Genomic DNA, 14,683 nt, shown 5'->3' with positions numbered 1-14,683 from the left:
GCGGTGCGGTGTGGGTTTTCAAATCAGTTAAGACGCTTTGGCGACGAGGTCGGCAAATTTGTCATAGGTTTCGGGATCTTGACTATACGCTGTGTTGTTAAAGCGGAAATAGGGCGTGCCCGTAATGTTATAAGTGTCTGCGTCTTTTTTGACCTGTTCGAACACGGCTTGCATGTAGCCCATGTCGTTATGGATCGCGTCAAATTCGCTGGAGGAAATACCGGCGAGGGCCGAGATTTGCTTCAGGCGGTCAATGGGGTCACCATCGCGGCTAAAGGCCCATTGCATTTGGCTAGAGAACAGCGCTTCCAAGAAAGGAACATAGCGCTCTTCAGGCAGCGCACGGGCGATCATGGCGGCTGTGAGGCCGACTTGGTCTCCAGTGAAATCATGGAATTGATAGCGGATTTTACCGGTATCGATCAGCTTGGCTTTGATTTCGGGGAATTCTTCCGTCGCGAAATGTGCGCAGTGGGTGCACGTCAGAGAGAACCATTCTTGCACAAGAACTTTGGCATTCGGGTTGCCAATGATTCGTGGGCTCATACGCTGCGCCAGAAGATTTGGTGCGCTGGTGGTTTGTGCACGTGCAGTCGCGCCCAAGAGTGTAGCGGCAGGTGCTGCGCCTAGGAGGAAGCGGCGGGTTAGAGCAGGAGAATGGGTCATATCAATGCGCCTTTGCGAGAGCAGCTGTGAAGGCATCATAGCTTAAGCCGATTGAGCTGTCCGCTGGAGTATTATTGATGCGGAAGTAGGGTGTGCCAGAAATACCTAGGAAAGATTGGTCTTTATCTTGGCGTGCCACGATTGCTTGGCGGAAGGTTTCATCCGCGTTAATGGCATCGACCTCAGCAGCCGATAAACCGGCCAGAGCGGCATGTTTTTTGAGCTCAGCAATAGGGTCCACATCACGTGCGAAGGCCCATTGCATTTGGGTGCGCAGAAGATCATCCGTGAAAGGGAAATAACGGTCTGCGGGGAGGGAGCGGGCAACCATGGCGCCAAGAAGGGCCAATTGATCCAACGGGAAGTCATGGAAGCGATAGCAGATTTTACCGGTGTCGATCAGCTTGGCTTTAACTTCTGGAAAGACAGTCTCTGCGAAATGGCCGCAATGGGTACATGTCATGGAAAACCACTCATCCACATGGATGGGGGCATCTGGACGGCCTAAAAAGCGTGGGGCAAGGCGCGGGTCATTGGCTGGCAGGGGGGTGTCAGCATGAGCAAAATTGGCGCTTAGCCCGAGTGCAACAGCACTGGCCGGAAGAGTAGATAAAAAAGCGCGGCGACCGAAGGACATAAGACAGTAGTTCCCTTGCCGAAAAAGACCCGCAGGGTAAGTGAGGGGCCGTAAGCAACTTTAGATGCCTGTCAATGGCACACGCTGCCCCCTGTGCGTCAAGCCCCTAGCTGATCACAGCTTGGGCTGTCCCCCCCCCAACGCGGCCTTCTGGCGCTGGAGGGGTGGTTTTATTTACGCGCTGCGGTCATCCTCAGTTGGATGACGTTCGGGCATGGGGCGGTGTTCCCAGCCTTCTGGAACACGCATGCGCAAAGAGCGAATATGGCGCGCGTCCGCATCCAGAACACGGAACTCTAACCCGCTTTCATGGGTCAAAATCTCATCACGTGCGGGGACATGTTCAGCCAAGCGGAACACAAGGCCGCCCACGGTTTCAATTTCGGATTCACGCTCAGCATCGGTCAGGATCGCGCCTAAACGTGCTTCGAGTTCTTCAACAGGGAGGCGAGCATCCAGATCAAATGAGCCGTCAGGGCGTTCGGTCCATAATGCTGTGACGGGGTCATCATGTTCGTCAGCGATATCGCCTACGATAGTCTCAATGAGGTCTTCAATCGTGACGAGGCCATCAATACTGCCATATTCGTCAATCACGAGTGCCATATGAACGCGGCGTTGACGCATTTGCAGCAAGAGATCGAGCACGGGGATGGTCGGCGCGATCATTAAGGGCTGACGTAGCAGAGGACGAATGTCGAACGCAGCGGGGTCATCCACGTAAGCGACCAAGTCTTTCACGTGGATCATGCCTGCAATATCATCCAACTGCCCGCGATAAACGGGCATGCGGGAATGGTTTTCTTGCCGCATCAGAGCAAGGGCATCTTCCAGCGAGATATGCTCAGCCATGGCAATGATATCTGCGCGAGGGATCATGACGTCATCCGCCGTAATATCACGCAGACGCAGCACATTGAGGATCAATGACCGCTCTTGCCGATCAAGCTCGGGCTCTATGTCTGAATCGTCTGCTGGCTGTGCGGCTTCATGAACGAGGGTGGCGATGGAGTCACGCAGTCCTTGATCACGTCCGCGGCGGCTGAAGATGTTGAACAGGCCGCTTCTTTGTCCGTTGCGTTTGCTGTCATCCGAAGAGCGCTCTGTTTGATCATCCGTCATTGGCGTGCTCCTCCGTTCTTCCATGGGTCACCGAAGCCAAGAGAGCGTAGTGCTTTGCTTTCAAGGCTCTCCATCGCCCGTGCTTCGCCGGGGTGGTGGTGGTCATGGCCATCAAGGTGGAGGGCGCCGTGCATCACCAAATGTGACAGATGCGCACGCATGGAGCGCCCTGCGGCATGTGCCTCTCGAGCGACGGTTTCAAAGCCCAGAATGATGTCACCGCCATGGCCCGGGGCCATAGCCGTGAAGGTCAGGACATTGGTTGGCTTATTGCGGTTACGGAAACGCGCATTGAGCCTTTTGACCACACGATCACTTGAAAGGAGGATAGAAGGAGCGGGGCCGCTGCTGAAGTCGGGTCCACCCTGCCGGGCGACAGCCGCGAGCGCGCGCCATATGGTGCGTTCTGCATCGCGTACTGCCGCCCGCCATCGGGCGTCTTCGATGATAATATCAGTAGCGGCGTGGGGACTTGGAGGTTCCATTGCTTTCCCGGCGCAGTCGGTCCCGGACATTGTCACGGGTGGCTGGCGCTTTCTGTTCATAGGCATCAACGATGCGCGCCACCAAGGGGTGACGCACAACGTCTTGTGAGGAGAAATGAGTTACGCCAATTCCCTTGAGACCATCAAGGGTTTCGACGGCTTCTCGTAATCCGGAGGATACACCGCCCGGAAGGTCGATCTGGCTGAGGTCACCCGTCACGGCCATGCGTGTGCCTTCACCCATGCGGGTGAGGAACATTTTCATTTGTGCTGGCGTCGTGTTCTGGGCTTCATCCAAAATGACGTATGAGTGTGCTAGTGTACGGCCACGCATGAAAGCGAGGGGGGCGACTTCAATTTCGCCCGTGCCCATGCGGCGTACGACTTGGTCACCCGGCATCATATCATGCAGAGCATCATAAAGCGGGCGAAGATAGGGGTCGATCTTCTCACGCATGTCACCCGGTAGGAAACCGAGTTTTTCACCAGCTTCAACCGCGGGGCGTGAGAGAATGATACGGTCAACCTGTCCGGCTAGTAGCATGCTCACGCCTTGGGCTACGGCAAGATAGGTTTTTCCCGTACCTGCGGGGCCAATGCCGAAGACGAGGTCGGTACGCCCGAGCATCTCCATATAAGCAGCCTGTCCGTGTGAGCGTGGGGCAATGACGCCGCGCTTTGTTCGGATGGCAGGCAGATCACCAAATGGCGCATTAGCAGCTTGTGGCGGCGCGTTATTATGGCGCTGTTGCCCGTTGTGGCGCTGCTGCGGGTGGTTGCGCTGGTGGCGTGGGCGTTCGTGCTGTTTATGCTCGGCTGTAGGAGCAGGTGCCTCGCCATAATTGGTGCGGGGCTTGTCCTGACGGCTAGGGAGTGCGGTCAGGCGGATGATCCCGTCAATCTGGGCACCATCAATCTGCGCACCGCCCTCTAGGTGATTATAAAGGGCGATGATTGCTGCTTGAGCACGGCTTACGGCTTCGTCTTCTCCTGTAATGGCAATCTTGTTGCCGCGGCAGGAGAGGCGGACATCAAAACCCGCTTCAAGGCGCACGAGGTGACGGTCATGGTCACCTAAAAGGCGCTGTAGCAGGATGTTGTCGTTAAAACGCAGGGCTATGGTGCGGGTATTTCCCCCATGGCCGGCAGGGTTTGCCTGTGGCTCAGACATAGGGGCGGCGGAGCGGGACGGTGAGGTGTTCAGCAAGCGAGGGCTGTCTCCCGGATCAGGACGCCACCGAGCGAGTTCGTGCGGCGGATGGTGATGGACACTTTGACGATCTGGCCAATGAGTTCAGCGGGGCCGTCAAAATGGATGGGTTGCAGGTACGGGGAACGTCCTGCGAGTTGGCCTGGCTTGCGGCCAAGCCCGGTGATCAGCACATCCTGAACCGTGCCGACCAGCGATTCATTGAAGGCATCCTGCTGTTCACGCAGCAGGGCCTGAAGCTCCGCCAAGCGCCGGTCTTTGATGTCTTCTGCCACTTGCAGGGGTTGGCCTGCGGCCGGGGTGCCGGGGCGTGGGGAATATTTGAAGCTATAGGCACTTGCAAAGCCGATATCACGAATCAGCTGCATGGTGTCTTGGAAGTCTTGCTCGGTTTCGCCCGGGTGGCCGACGATGAAGTCGGAGGATAGGGCAAGGTCTGGGCGTGCCTTACGGAGGAGGCGGATGCTCTCTCTGTATTCATCGGCGGTATGGCCACGATTCATAGCCTTTAGCACGCGGTCTGAACCACTCTGGACCGGAAGGTGCAGGAAAGGCATGAGGGCTGGGATGTCCCGGTGCGCGTCGATCAATGTTTGTTCGACATCGCGCGGGTGGGACGTGCTGTAGCGGATGCGGGCCAAGCCGGGGATGTCCGCCAGCAGTGCTGCGAGTTCCGCCAATGTGGTGCTGCGGCCTTGGTCGTCTAGGCCGTGATAGGCGTTGACGTTCTGGCCCAGTAGGGTGATTTCACGGACGCCCGATGCGACCATGCGGCGTGCTTCCGCCACGACTGAAGAAACTGGACGGCTGCTTTCAGCGCCGCGCGTATAAGGCACAACGCAGAAAGAGCAGAATTTATCGCAGCCTTCTTGGATGGTCAGGAAGGCGGTAAGGTTGCCGGTGCTTTGTGGTGCGGCTTGCTCTGGCAGGAAGTCAAACTTCTGTTCTGTTGGGAAGTCTGTATCAATGACAGCGCCGCCGGCGCGGGATGCGCGGGCGACCATTTCAGGCAAGCGGTGATAGGTTTGTGGGCCAAGCACCAGATCGACATAAGGGGCGCGGGAGAGGATTTCTTCCCCTGCGGCTTGAGCCACGCAGCCTGCTACTGCGATGACTGTGCGGCTTTTGCCGTCTTGCATCCGTTCGTCACGGATTTTGCGTAGACGGCCGAGTTCTGAGAAGACCTTTTCTGTTGCACGTTCACGGATATGGCACGTGTTGAGGATGACCATATCGGCATCTTCTGCGGTTTCCACCGGTGCATAGCCAAGGGGGCGTAGAACGTCAGACATGCGGGCGCTGTCATAGACATTCATCTGGCAGCCCCACGTAATGACGTGCAGGCCCTGACGGGGGCGGGTGGCAGAAGGAGTGGAGGTCAGCTCGGCGCTCAAGATCGTGGTCCAGAAAAGGTGAAAACAGGCTTGTGCATGTTGAAGGTCCAAGCGGCGCTGTGAGGGCGTGGTGCGTGGAACATGCAAGTCTGCGGCGTTATGGTGGGCGAAGCGCTTTCGATCAAGGCTTCATCCTGTTCATAGCGCTTCTTGCGTACGAAAAAAGAGGGTGATGCACAGGCCTGAATCGGGGTCACCTTTGCCGCAGGGGCCGCAGTATTGCGCCGTTTTCAAGCATGAGACTGACGGGAGGAGGGGGGATGAGTCAAGGCAAACTTCACCCGTTTTGTAAAAACGTTGCGGGAGTGTGTTCGTAACGTACTGCTGCGTGTCACGGACGATTCTCGCCGATGACAGCTTCTCCACCCGGTGCACGGCCTACGCGGCCGCGGCGAATTTCCGTCGCACCGTTTTCGACGATATTATAGGCCTCACGTGCGAGGACTTTGCGGGAGCGAAACTTTTCAGGGTCTAGGGGGGGATGGAAGAGAACCGTGGCGCGCATTGTGCGCCATTGTCCAAATGCCCAGACATGAGGGGCGAGGTCCATATCCCCAAACCATGAGAAGACTTTGCGGCGCATAAGGCCGACGGGCAAGCCCTCGAGGCGGTCATATACTAAGGAGACGGGCTGGATGAGGACTGGCGGAGGTGTTGCCATGCCTGCTTGTTCCAGTCGTCCCGGCTTTGCGATGGCAAAGAAGGATGAGAGGAAAGGGAGAACACGTGTGCCGTCTGTGGAGGTGCCTTCTGGGAAGAGCATGATGTCATCCCCATTCCACAGGCGTTGTGACATATCTTCGAGTTCACGGCCTGTATTTTGGCGGTTGCGACTGACGAAGATACTCCGGCCGAGGCGGGAGACGGTGCCGATGAGGGGCCAGCCGCTGACTTCACCTTTAGCCACGAACACGGTGGGAATGACGCCGCCCATTGTTGCGATATCAAGCCATGACGTATGGTTGGCAACGTAAACGACGGGACGCTGGCCATTTTTGACGTCTTTGGCCGTACGGATGCCGCCAGCAGGTTGGCCTACAACACGGACGTGTAGCCCAAGAATACGTGAGACACCGGCCCAGTAGCGGCGCGCTAAGTGTATTTTGGCGCTGCCAGGCAGGCGGATGAGGAGGGATTGTATGCATCCCATCCAGAAGGTGAAAACCAAAATGAAGACAAGGCGCGCCGCGCAGCAACTACGGCTGACACGTGATGTGCGCGTTGTCACGCCGTGCGAAGCGTGGAGTTCTTCCTCGCTCAAGATTGGGCGTGAGTTGGAGCGGCGGCGGGTGTGTTGCCCTGCGTTACGGTAAGCCATCGCTTTTGATTGATAAGGTCTTCAAGCCGAACATACAATCCATTCTCAAGCGATTTGGGGGGCTTTTTTCGAGGATTCTTTTTGCATTTTTATGAAGGAGCAGAAAACGAAGTGCGGCTTCTTGCGCTCTTGACACTGAGCTTTGTCGTAAGTTCATGAACGAATGTGCCAAACTGTATTGTACCATGTGAGGGGTATGATGCTGTGTTGAGGGTGGTTGTCGTGGTCGTGGCCGTGGTCATTTTGGCTGCGGGCTATGTGTTTGTCTTTTAAGTGAGAGCAGGGCTAATCGGTGGCGTCAGGTCGTATCTTTCATGTTGGTTTTATACGTTGTGCTCTGAGCTCGGCTTTGGCGTGTGGTGTTGGTATTGCACCCATACAGCTTATGGCAGCGGAGGCATCAAAAGCGACGACTGTGCAGCCACTCTCTTCCACGCCTGCTGTGCAGGGTGGTGTGGCGGTGCCGTATAAAGTCTCTTTGAGCTCAACGGGTAATGCTGCGGTGGATAGTGCAGTTGCGGCATCCTCTCAATTAAAGACGTTGCAAACGACGCAGGCGGTGGGGCCGTATGCGCTGTCTGGGCGTATTCGGGCGGATTATGACCGGGTAAATACCGCGTTGGAGTCTCAAGGGTTTTACGCGGGCCGTGTGACGATTACGGTGAATGTCGCGGGGCAAGCATTGGACGGTCAAAACCCGCAATTGCCTGACGTGCTGAAAGCGGCCGGTGCCAAGGGCAATGTCAAAGTAACGATTGCTCCGGTTTTGGGTGTGCAGTTTCGTTTAGGCCAAGTGTCGGTTGTGGCACCTGTATCGGTTGTCGCAGGGCAGACGGCGGTCAATGCTGTGCAGCAGGTGAGATCCTCAAAAACGCCATTGGTGAAAGCGCAGCAGCCGAGTGCTGCTGTGGCACTGACGGATGGTGAGCAAAAGGCATTTGGGCTGGTGAGTGGGCAGCCAGCACAAGCCGCAACCGTTCTTGCCGCGCAGGGTAATTTGCTGACGTTTTTGCAAGAAGAAGGTTATGCGACGGCGTCTGTTTCAACGCCGGTGGCGTATTTGAAGCCGCAGAGTCAAACGCTGGATATTGTGTTCCATGTAGAGCGTGGCCCCAAAGTGGTGATCGGGCCGATTGCGTTTGATGGTTTGACGCATGTGCGGGATTCATTTTTGCGTCGGCGTTTGACGTTGCATGAAGGGGATTTGTATCGCCCGTCCACCATTGAAGCTGCTCGGCAAGACTTGGCGAGTACAGGTGTTTTCTCAACGGTGCAGGTGCATGACGCACCGCCAATTGTGACGTTGGGTAGTGGTGTGAGCCGCGTGCAAGGTGTGGCGCAGGCAATGCCGATTGATTTTGATTTTACGGAAGGCAAGCGGCACACGCTGTCCGCACAAGCGGGTTATTCGACCGATCTTGGTGGACGTGCGGGTGTCAGTTGGACGCATCATAATCTGTTAGGGGCAGCGGAGCAGTTGAAGTTGACCGCGCTCGTGACGGGGCTGGGTGGGTCAGCTCAGCAGGGGCTTGGCTATGATGTGTATGCGGATTTCAACAAGCCCGATTTTTTGCGGCGTGATCAGACGTTGAGCCTGCGGGTTGAGGCCATCCGCCAGCTTTTATACTCGTATCGGCAGACGGCGTTTTTGGCGCGTGCTGGTTTGGGGCGGCATTTGGGGAAATACTGGTTTGTATCGGCTGGGTTGATGGGGATGCAGGAGCAGATTCAGCAATTTGGTGATACGCGGCATTATTTCATTGTTTCGGCTCCACTCTCAGCAACGTATGACAGCACTGAGCTGGTGAACCCGATTGACCCGGCCACACATGGTATTCGGGCATCTTTGACGGCGACGCCATCGGTGTCGTTAGAAAGCAATACGTCGTTCTTCACGATTTTGACGGCGCAGGCTTCGACGTATTTTGACTTTGCGCGCTTGGGTCTGACTAAGCCGGGGAGCTCTGTGCTGGCCGTGCGCGGGATTGTGGGGTCCGTTCAGGGGGCATCAACCTATCAGATACCGCCAGATCAGCGGCTTTATGCGGGTGGTCCTGCAACGATCCGAGGTTTCCGTTATCAAGGTGTGGGGCCGCAATATGGCAACACGAAATATGCGATTGGTGGCACCTCAATGGATGCGGGGGCGGTAGAGTTCCGCCAGCGTTTGCCCAAAAATCTAGGTTTTGCGGCCTTTATGGATGCAGGGCAGGTGGGTACGGGCTCACGGCCGGGGCAAGGAACGTTACGCGTGGGGTATGGCGCTGGGGTGCGCTATTTCACGCCCATTGGCCCGGTGCGTGTGGATGTTGCGCTGCCCGTTAATCGGCCCGCGCAAGGGGATAAATGGGAGTTGTATCTTGGCCTTGGGGAGACATTCTGATGGTGCAGTATCATGAACAGCAGAATGTTGCCCAAGGGAAGAAAACTGTGAAACGCTCAATTTTGCGGCGTGTGGCCAAGCTGTGTGCGTGGTTGTTTGGTGGCGCGCTGGGCGTTGTAATTTTGGCGCTGGTTATTGTGCTGGTGGGCATTAATACAGGTGCTGGAAAGAGGCTTTTAGAGCGTAAGATTACGCCACTGTCGGGTGGGATGGTGACGTTGTCGGGGTTGTCCGGGACGTTGCCGTTAAGCTTGGCGTTTGATCATCTGGATGTGCGGGATAAGCAGGGGGTTTGGCTCGCACTGGACCATTTTGATGTTCATTGGTCTCCGCTGAGTTTGTTGCATAAGACGCTTCATGTGGATGCTGTGCGGATCGGGCAGATTCAGGTGCGACGTGCGCCAGTATCTGACACGACAAAAGTGCAGGCGGACCAATCGGCGTCTTCCTCCGGCGGGCTGCCGAATTGGGGTGTGCAACTGGACCAGCTTGCGGTTGATCGGATTGTGCTGGGTGCGGCCTTTACGGGGCATGAGATGGCCTTTGATGTGCACGGCCATATGCGTGTGGACACGCTGGCCCCTGTGGGGGGCGGGTTAAGTGTGCAGAACCTGCCAGTTGTGGATGCGGGCTTGAAGGTCACGCGTTTGGATGCACCGGGTCAGGTTGAATTCACGCTGGGAACGCCTGCGCGGCAGATTAAGCTGCATGTGAACGCGCATGAAGAGGTGGGGGGTGCGCTCCAGACCATCGCTGGGCTGTCGGTTTTAGAGCCGCTGACGGTATCCATTGGGCTGGATGGACCGCGTGATGCGGCAGCGTTAGTGACGCATGCAGCGGCAGGACCTGCGCAGTTGGATGCGACAGGAACGCTCGATTTGCTCGCGAACCGGTTGAACCTTCATGTGAAGGGTAATGCGCCAGCCATGACATTACGCCCCGGTATAGGGTGGAATAGTATTGCGCTGGATACTGTGTTGCATGGGCCATTTAAGGGGCCTTCTGGGCAAGGTGTTTTGGAAGTTGATGCGCTTTCTGCGGCAGGAGCGGGTGTGGATCATCTCTCCATGCATTTTGATGGGCAGGAGAATGCCGATCAGGCGCAGAGCTTCGCGCATTTAACCGCGCATATTTTGGGTTTGCGGATACCGGGAGCGGACCCAACGCTGCTGGCGGGCGCACCCTTAGATGCCGATGTGATGGCGCATCCTTTCGCGCAAGGCCGCCCGGTGGATGTGCATGTGACGCATCCGTTATTTACGGTGGGTGTGAAGGCTGCACTGGACCCGGCGGTGCAGGCGCATATTGTGGCGTCTTTACCGGATTTGGCACCTTTGGCTCGGCTGGGCCATGTGGATTTAGCGGGGAAAGCCGGGCTTGAGGCAGATCTTGCTTTGCCCAAAACGGCGCAAGATGATGTGCATGTTCAAGGGCAAGGCACGCTTGATATTGCCGGGGGACAACCCCAAGCGCTGCACCTGATTGGGCATGATGGGCGGTTTGCCTTTGATGTAAGCCAATCAACAGCGCGTGGCGTGACGCTGAAGCATGTTGGGTTGGATGGGCGTGCTCTGCATGTCTTGTTGGATGGTGCGTTAGGGGCTGATGCCGCCAAGACGCTAAATGCGCATTTGGCGTTAGGTTTGCCAGATTTGGGGCAGGTGGCCCCGGCATTGCATGGGCATACGGATGTAAAGGCCGATGTGAACGGGCCGTTGGCTGATTTTGCCGTTAAGGCGGGGTTGGCAGGCGATATTGGTGCGAATGATGTTCCCGTAGGGCCGGTGGCCTTGGATGTGGAAGCGCAGCATCTTCCGGCCCATCCGCAAGCGCATATTTTAGGCCATGGGACGTTAGACCGTGCGCCATTTGCGTTGGATACGCAGGTGCGGCGTGATGATGCGGGTACGTTCTACGTCACGCTTGATCGTTTGGGCTGGAATAGTGTGAGCGGTAAGGGTGCTTTGCGCTTGCCCGCTGGTGCGAAAGTGCCGCTGGGAGATCTGGACCTTGCCGTACGGAACCTTGCCGATTTTCGACGGATTACGGGACAAAATATTGGTGGGCATGTGGTGTTAGCACTGCATACGACGGAAGCTGCCAATGCGCCTGCACGCGTTACGCTCGGTTTGGATGGTGCACTCTCTGCACCGCAGGCGACGGTACGGACGCTGACGTTAAATGGCTTTGTGGATGATCCAACAGGGACGCCGATCCCGAATTTGGCGTTAAACTTAGTCGGTTTGCGTGTGCATCAGGCGGCCGGAGATATGACGGGTGGCTTGAAGGCAACGGTGCAAGGGCCGCAAACGGCGCTGGATATTAAAGCCTCAGGTGCCTTCCAAAACGTCATGGGTGCGCCTGCGTCTTTGAACACGGTTGCGCGGTTGAATGTGCCGGATAAGAGCGTGCAGTTGATGCGTCTTGAGGCTTTGGCCAAGGGAGAGCGCCTTGCGGTTTCGGGGACGTCGCTGATCCGCTTTGGTGAACGTATGGGCGTTGATCATTTGCACATGACGGTTGCACCGGCTGGTGTGGCTCCTGCTGTTTTGGATGTGCGTGGTGAGATCAAGCCGCGCTTGGCTTTGGACGCGACGTTAGATCATCTGACGCCAGCATTGGCTAAGCCGTTTGCGCCGGATTTGAATGCTCGTGGTGTGATTTCGGCTAAAGCGCATGTGACGGGGACGCTGGCAGAGCCAAGCGGAACAGTGGCGGTGATGGCGCAGGGGCTTCATATGGCAACGGGACCAGCAGCGTCTTTGCCAGCGGCAAATGTGCAAGCGAATGCTGTTTTGGTAGGGAAAACAGCGCGGATCGATACGCGGTTTGATGCGGGGTCACGTATTGGGCTGACAGCGAATGGTACGGTGCCGCTTTCTCCAACAGGTGCGCTCGCTCTAGCCACAAAGGGGCATGTAGATCTTGATATTGCGAATGCCGTATTGGGTGCGCAAGGCATGGAGACCCACGGGCAGGTGGGGCTGGATATGCATATTGCGGGGACGGCCCAGCAACCGCGTGCCAGTGGTACGGTGCATGTTCAAAATGTGAGCTTTAACAGCTATGCTCAGGGTGTGTCTCTGAGCGGGATTAACGGTACGGTTGTGGCTGCGGGTGATACGTTGAATATTCAGCATATTCTGGCGCATGCTGGGCAGGGAACGATTGCGGTGGATGGATCCGTGGGCGTTTTCCGGCCGGGTTTGCCGGTTGAATTGGCGATTTTGTCCCAAAACGCGACGCCGATTTCGAGTGATCTCATCACGGCAACGATTAATACCAATTTGCGGATTCATGGGCAGGCGAAGACACGTTTGGATGTGGATGGGCATATTGGTTTGCCGGCTGTGACGGTGAATATCCCAGATTCCTTGCCAGCTTCTGTGCCGCAGCTTGATGTCATTCGTCCGGGCCAAAAAGTCACGCAAGCGACGAGTGCGCTGGTGATTGGGTTGGGTATTGATGTGAATTCACCGGGGCAGTTCTTGGTGCGTGGCCATGGGCTTGATGCGGAGATGGCTGGTAATTTGCATGTAGGCGGTGTGAGCACGGCGCCTGTTGTAACGGGTGGATTTGACTTGCGGCGAGGGAACTTCAACCTTGCGGGGATCAATCTGACGTTTACGCATGGACGTGTGGGCTTTAATGGCGCGGGCGTTAATCATCGTTTGGATCCGACCTTGGATTTCCGTGCGGACCGCAACGCGAAGGGCACGCTGGCTTCATTGTTGGTGAGTGGGTATGCGAGTGCGCCGAAGCTGGACTTCACGTCCGTACCGCATCAGCCACGTGATGAAGTTTTGGCCATTTTGTTGTTCGGTACGGATTCACATTCACTGTCCACAATGCAGCTGGCGGAGCTTGGCGCTGCGGTGGCTCAGCTTGCGGGTGGGTCCTCTTTCGACCCCATGGCAAAGGTCCGCAATGCTCTGGGCTTAGACCGTTTGGCGATTGGTGGCGGTGGTGGTGTGAATAATGGTGGCACAAGTGTTGAGGCCGGAAAATATGTCATGAAAGGCGTCTATGTTGGGGCCAAGCAGGCTATGTCTGGTACGGGTACGCAGGCGCAGGTTCAGGTGGATTTGACCAAGCGCTTGAAGCTCAACACGACGGTTGGTACCGGTGGACAGGTAACAGGCTTTACCACGCCGGAGAATGACCCTGGGTCCAGCGTGGGGTTGTCTTATGGGTATGATTATTGAGTGTGGTCGGGGAGGTCAGGTGTGACCTGCTGCGGAGTGAATAATTATTCTTATGCATCTCCGTGCGCAGGCCATGTACCGTAAGGCGGCGTTAGACGGAAAGAGCGAAGAGTTCTTTCCGCATGCGGATCAATGGAACCGTTACCCCATTGACGTCAGCTTCAACCGTTTCAACGGCTACGTAGCCTGATGCCGTGTAAAGGCGTTCGCCGCTGAGGGTGGCCATTAACTCAACACTGGTGAAACCATGCTTCCAGGCGGCGTCTTCACAGCACTTTAGAATTAACTGGCCTACACCCTGACGTATGAAGGCAGGGTCAGTGTACATGGCCCTAATTTTTCCAGGGTCACGCTGTGGGTCGAGCAGTGCGGGGTTACGTAAGTCTGAACTATGGTCCCCGCCATACAGTGTCAGGCGTTTGCTCCATCCGCCACACCCCGCAATGGTGCCGTTATGCTCTGCAATAAGATATGTGCCGTCTTGAACTAATTGTGTATCGAGCCCCATGAATGTGTGGCTTGCCGCGATTTGTTCTGGAGTCAGAAAGCCAGCCTGCAACGTATCTATGGATCGTTGTATTAAGGTTTGGAGCGCTGGTAGGTCGTTGGGTGTTGCCCATCGGGTAGTGTATTCGTGGTGAGTACCCATCATCATGACCTTGAGCTTATGGATACTTATAATCGATGGTGAATTATGAGTGCGTGTCAAGCTCAATGGTGTACGCGTTGGATTTGCGCTGCGGGCGTTACTGCGTCATTTTAGGGGAATGACTCGCATTTTTATTGATTCCGATGCCTGCCCCGTCAAAGATGAAGTGTACCGTGTGGCGGGGCGCTACAATGTGCATGTTTTCGTCGTGGCAAATAGAATGATTGCCTTGCCTTCGTCGCCCTTGATTGAGCGGATTGTGGTGGAGGCTGGGCCGGATGTGGCAGATGACTGGATCGCAGAACGTGCTGAGAGCCACGATATTGTGATTACGGCTGATATCCCTTTAGCCGCCCGGTGTGTTGAAAAAGGGGCTTATGTGCTTGAGCCTAAGGGGCGGATTTTGGACAGTGATGCGATTGGTATGGCTTTAGCGATGCGTAATCTCATGACGGATCTGCGCTCTGCTGGGATGATAACCCCAGGGGCGAGTAGTTTTGGCAAGGCAGATCGTTCACGCTTTCTCTCTGCGTTAGACACGCTCGTGGTGAAGGCACGTAAGCCAAAAATTACGCCTGTTATGCCCTCTTTTGAGTGAGGGTTGCAGGGGAGAG

Annotated in this window: 11 protein-coding genes; 3 read left to right on the top strand and 8 right to left on the bottom strand. The window is 56.3% G+C overall.

The window, feature by feature from the left end; all coding sequences use genetic code 11:
* Positions 1–27: 27 nt before the first annotated feature.
* The 7 genes from KB213_RS04490 to KB213_RS04460 all read right to left on the bottom strand — a co-directional run bounded on the left by KB213_RS04490 (position 28) and on the right by KB213_RS04460 (position 6,832).
* Positions 28–666, bottom strand: coding sequence for a thioredoxin domain-containing protein (locus KB213_RS04490; RefSeq protein ID WP_211680811.1), 639 nt, complete (start codon positions 664–666; stop codon positions 28–30).
* Between the two features lies 1 nt (position 667).
* A complete protein-coding gene (locus tag KB213_RS04485) occupies positions 668–1,303 on the bottom strand; it encodes a thioredoxin domain-containing protein (protein ID WP_211680810.1) in 636 nt (211 codons plus the stop codon).
* Between the two features lie 174 nt (positions 1,304–1,477).
* Positions 1,478–2,425, bottom strand: a complete 948-nt coding sequence (locus tag KB213_RS04480; protein ID WP_211680809.1) for a hemolysin family protein — start codon at positions 2,423–2,425, stop codon at positions 1,478–1,480.
* The gene (gene ybeY, locus KB213_RS04475; protein WP_211680808.1) at positions 2,422–2,910 is read right to left on the bottom strand and encodes an rRNA maturation RNase YbeY; all 489 of its coding nucleotides are present in this window, start codon (positions 2,908–2,910) and stop codon (positions 2,422–2,424) included. The genes KB213_RS04480 and ybeY overlap by 4 nt, the downstream gene beginning before the upstream one ends.
* The gene (locus KB213_RS04470; protein WP_408903713.1) at positions 2,879–4,117 is read right to left on the bottom strand and encodes a PhoH family protein; all 1,239 of its coding nucleotides are present in this window, start codon (positions 4,115–4,117) and stop codon (positions 2,879–2,881) included. The genes ybeY and KB213_RS04470 overlap by 32 nt, the downstream gene beginning before the upstream one ends.
* Complete coding sequence (gene miaB, locus KB213_RS04465; protein ID WP_249110219.1) at positions 4,111–5,514, bottom strand: tRNA (N6-isopentenyl adenosine(37)-C2)-methylthiotransferase MiaB; 1,404 nt, start codon at positions 5,512–5,514, stop codon at positions 4,111–4,113. Before miaB ends, KB213_RS04470 begins: the two co-directional genes overlap by 7 nt.
* Positions 5,515–5,845: 331 nt before the next feature.
* Positions 5,846–6,832 carry a lysophospholipid acyltransferase family protein gene (locus KB213_RS04460; RefSeq protein WP_211680807.1) on the bottom strand — a complete coding sequence of 329 codons (987 nt, stop codon included), beginning with the start codon at positions 6,830–6,832 and terminating at the stop codon, positions 5,846–5,848.
* 385 nt (positions 6,833–7,217) lie between these two features.
* On the opposite strand from KB213_RS04460, the gene KB213_RS04455 reads away from it, so the two are divergent.
* Positions 7,218–9,215: an autotransporter assembly complex protein TamA gene (locus KB213_RS04455; protein WP_211680958.1), complete on the top strand. Its 1,998-nt coding sequence runs from the start codon at positions 7,218–7,220 to the stop codon at positions 9,213–9,215.
* Entirely contained in the window at positions 9,179–13,420 is a 4,242-nt protein-coding gene (locus KB213_RS04450) for a translocation/assembly module TamB domain-containing protein (protein ID WP_249110217.1), read from the top strand. Before KB213_RS04455 ends, KB213_RS04450 begins: the two co-directional genes overlap by 37 nt.
* A gap of 91 nt (positions 13,421–13,511) precedes the next feature.
* Here the strand turns inward: KB213_RS04450 and KB213_RS04445 are convergent, their stop codons facing one another.
* The gene (locus KB213_RS04445; RefSeq protein WP_211680806.1) at positions 13,512–14,075 is read right to left on the bottom strand and encodes a GNAT family N-acetyltransferase; all 564 of its coding nucleotides are present in this window, start codon (positions 14,073–14,075) and stop codon (positions 13,512–13,514) included.
* 112 nt (positions 14,076–14,187) lie between these two features.
* On the opposite strand from KB213_RS04445, the gene KB213_RS04440 reads away from it, so the two are divergent.
* Positions 14,188–14,667, top strand: coding sequence for a YaiI/YqxD family protein (locus tag KB213_RS04440; RefSeq protein ID WP_211680805.1), 480 nt, complete (start codon positions 14,188–14,190; stop codon positions 14,665–14,667).
* Positions 14,668–14,683: the final 16 nt, after the last annotated feature.

This window comes from Neokomagataea anthophila (assembly GCF_018122595.1).
Classification (GTDB): domain Bacteria; phylum Pseudomonadota; class Alphaproteobacteria; order Acetobacterales; family Acetobacteraceae; genus Gluconobacter; species Gluconobacter anthophilus.
The sequence above is the reverse complement of the archived record's forward strand: the minus strand, read 5'-3'. Positions and strand labels throughout refer to the sequence as shown.

Coding starts and splice junctions, on each gene's coding strand:
- KB213_RS04455 (WP_211680958.1), top strand. CDS start 7,218: ATGGCAGCGGAGGCATCAAAAGCGACGACTGTGCAGCCACTCTCTTCC.
- KB213_RS04460 (WP_211680807.1), bottom strand. CDS start 6,832: ATGGCTTACCGTAACGCAGGGCAACACACCCGCCGCCGCTCCAACTCA.
- KB213_RS04440 (WP_211680805.1), top strand. CDS start 14,188: ATGACTCGCATTTTTATTGATTCCGATGCCTGCCCCGTCAAAGATGAA.
- KB213_RS04480 (WP_211680809.1), bottom strand. CDS start 2,425: ATGACGGATGATCAAACAGAGCGCTCTTCGGATGACAGCAAACGCAAC.
- KB213_RS04450 (WP_249110217.1), top strand. CDS start 9,179: ATGGGAGTTGTATCTTGGCCTTGGGGAGACATTCTGATGGTGCAGTAT.
- KB213_RS04490 (WP_211680811.1), bottom strand. CDS start 666: ATGACCCATTCTCCTGCTCTAACCCGCCGCTTCCTCCTAGGCGCAGCA.
- ybeY (WP_211680808.1), bottom strand. CDS start 2,910: ATGGAACCTCCAAGTCCCCACGCCGCTACTGATATTATCATCGAAGAC.
- KB213_RS04485 (WP_211680810.1), bottom strand. CDS start 1,303: ATGTCCTTCGGTCGCCGCGCTTTTTTATCTACTCTTCCGGCCAGTGCT.
- KB213_RS04445 (WP_211680806.1), bottom strand. CDS start 14,075: ATGATGATGGGTACTCACCACGAATACACTACCCGATGGGCAACACCC.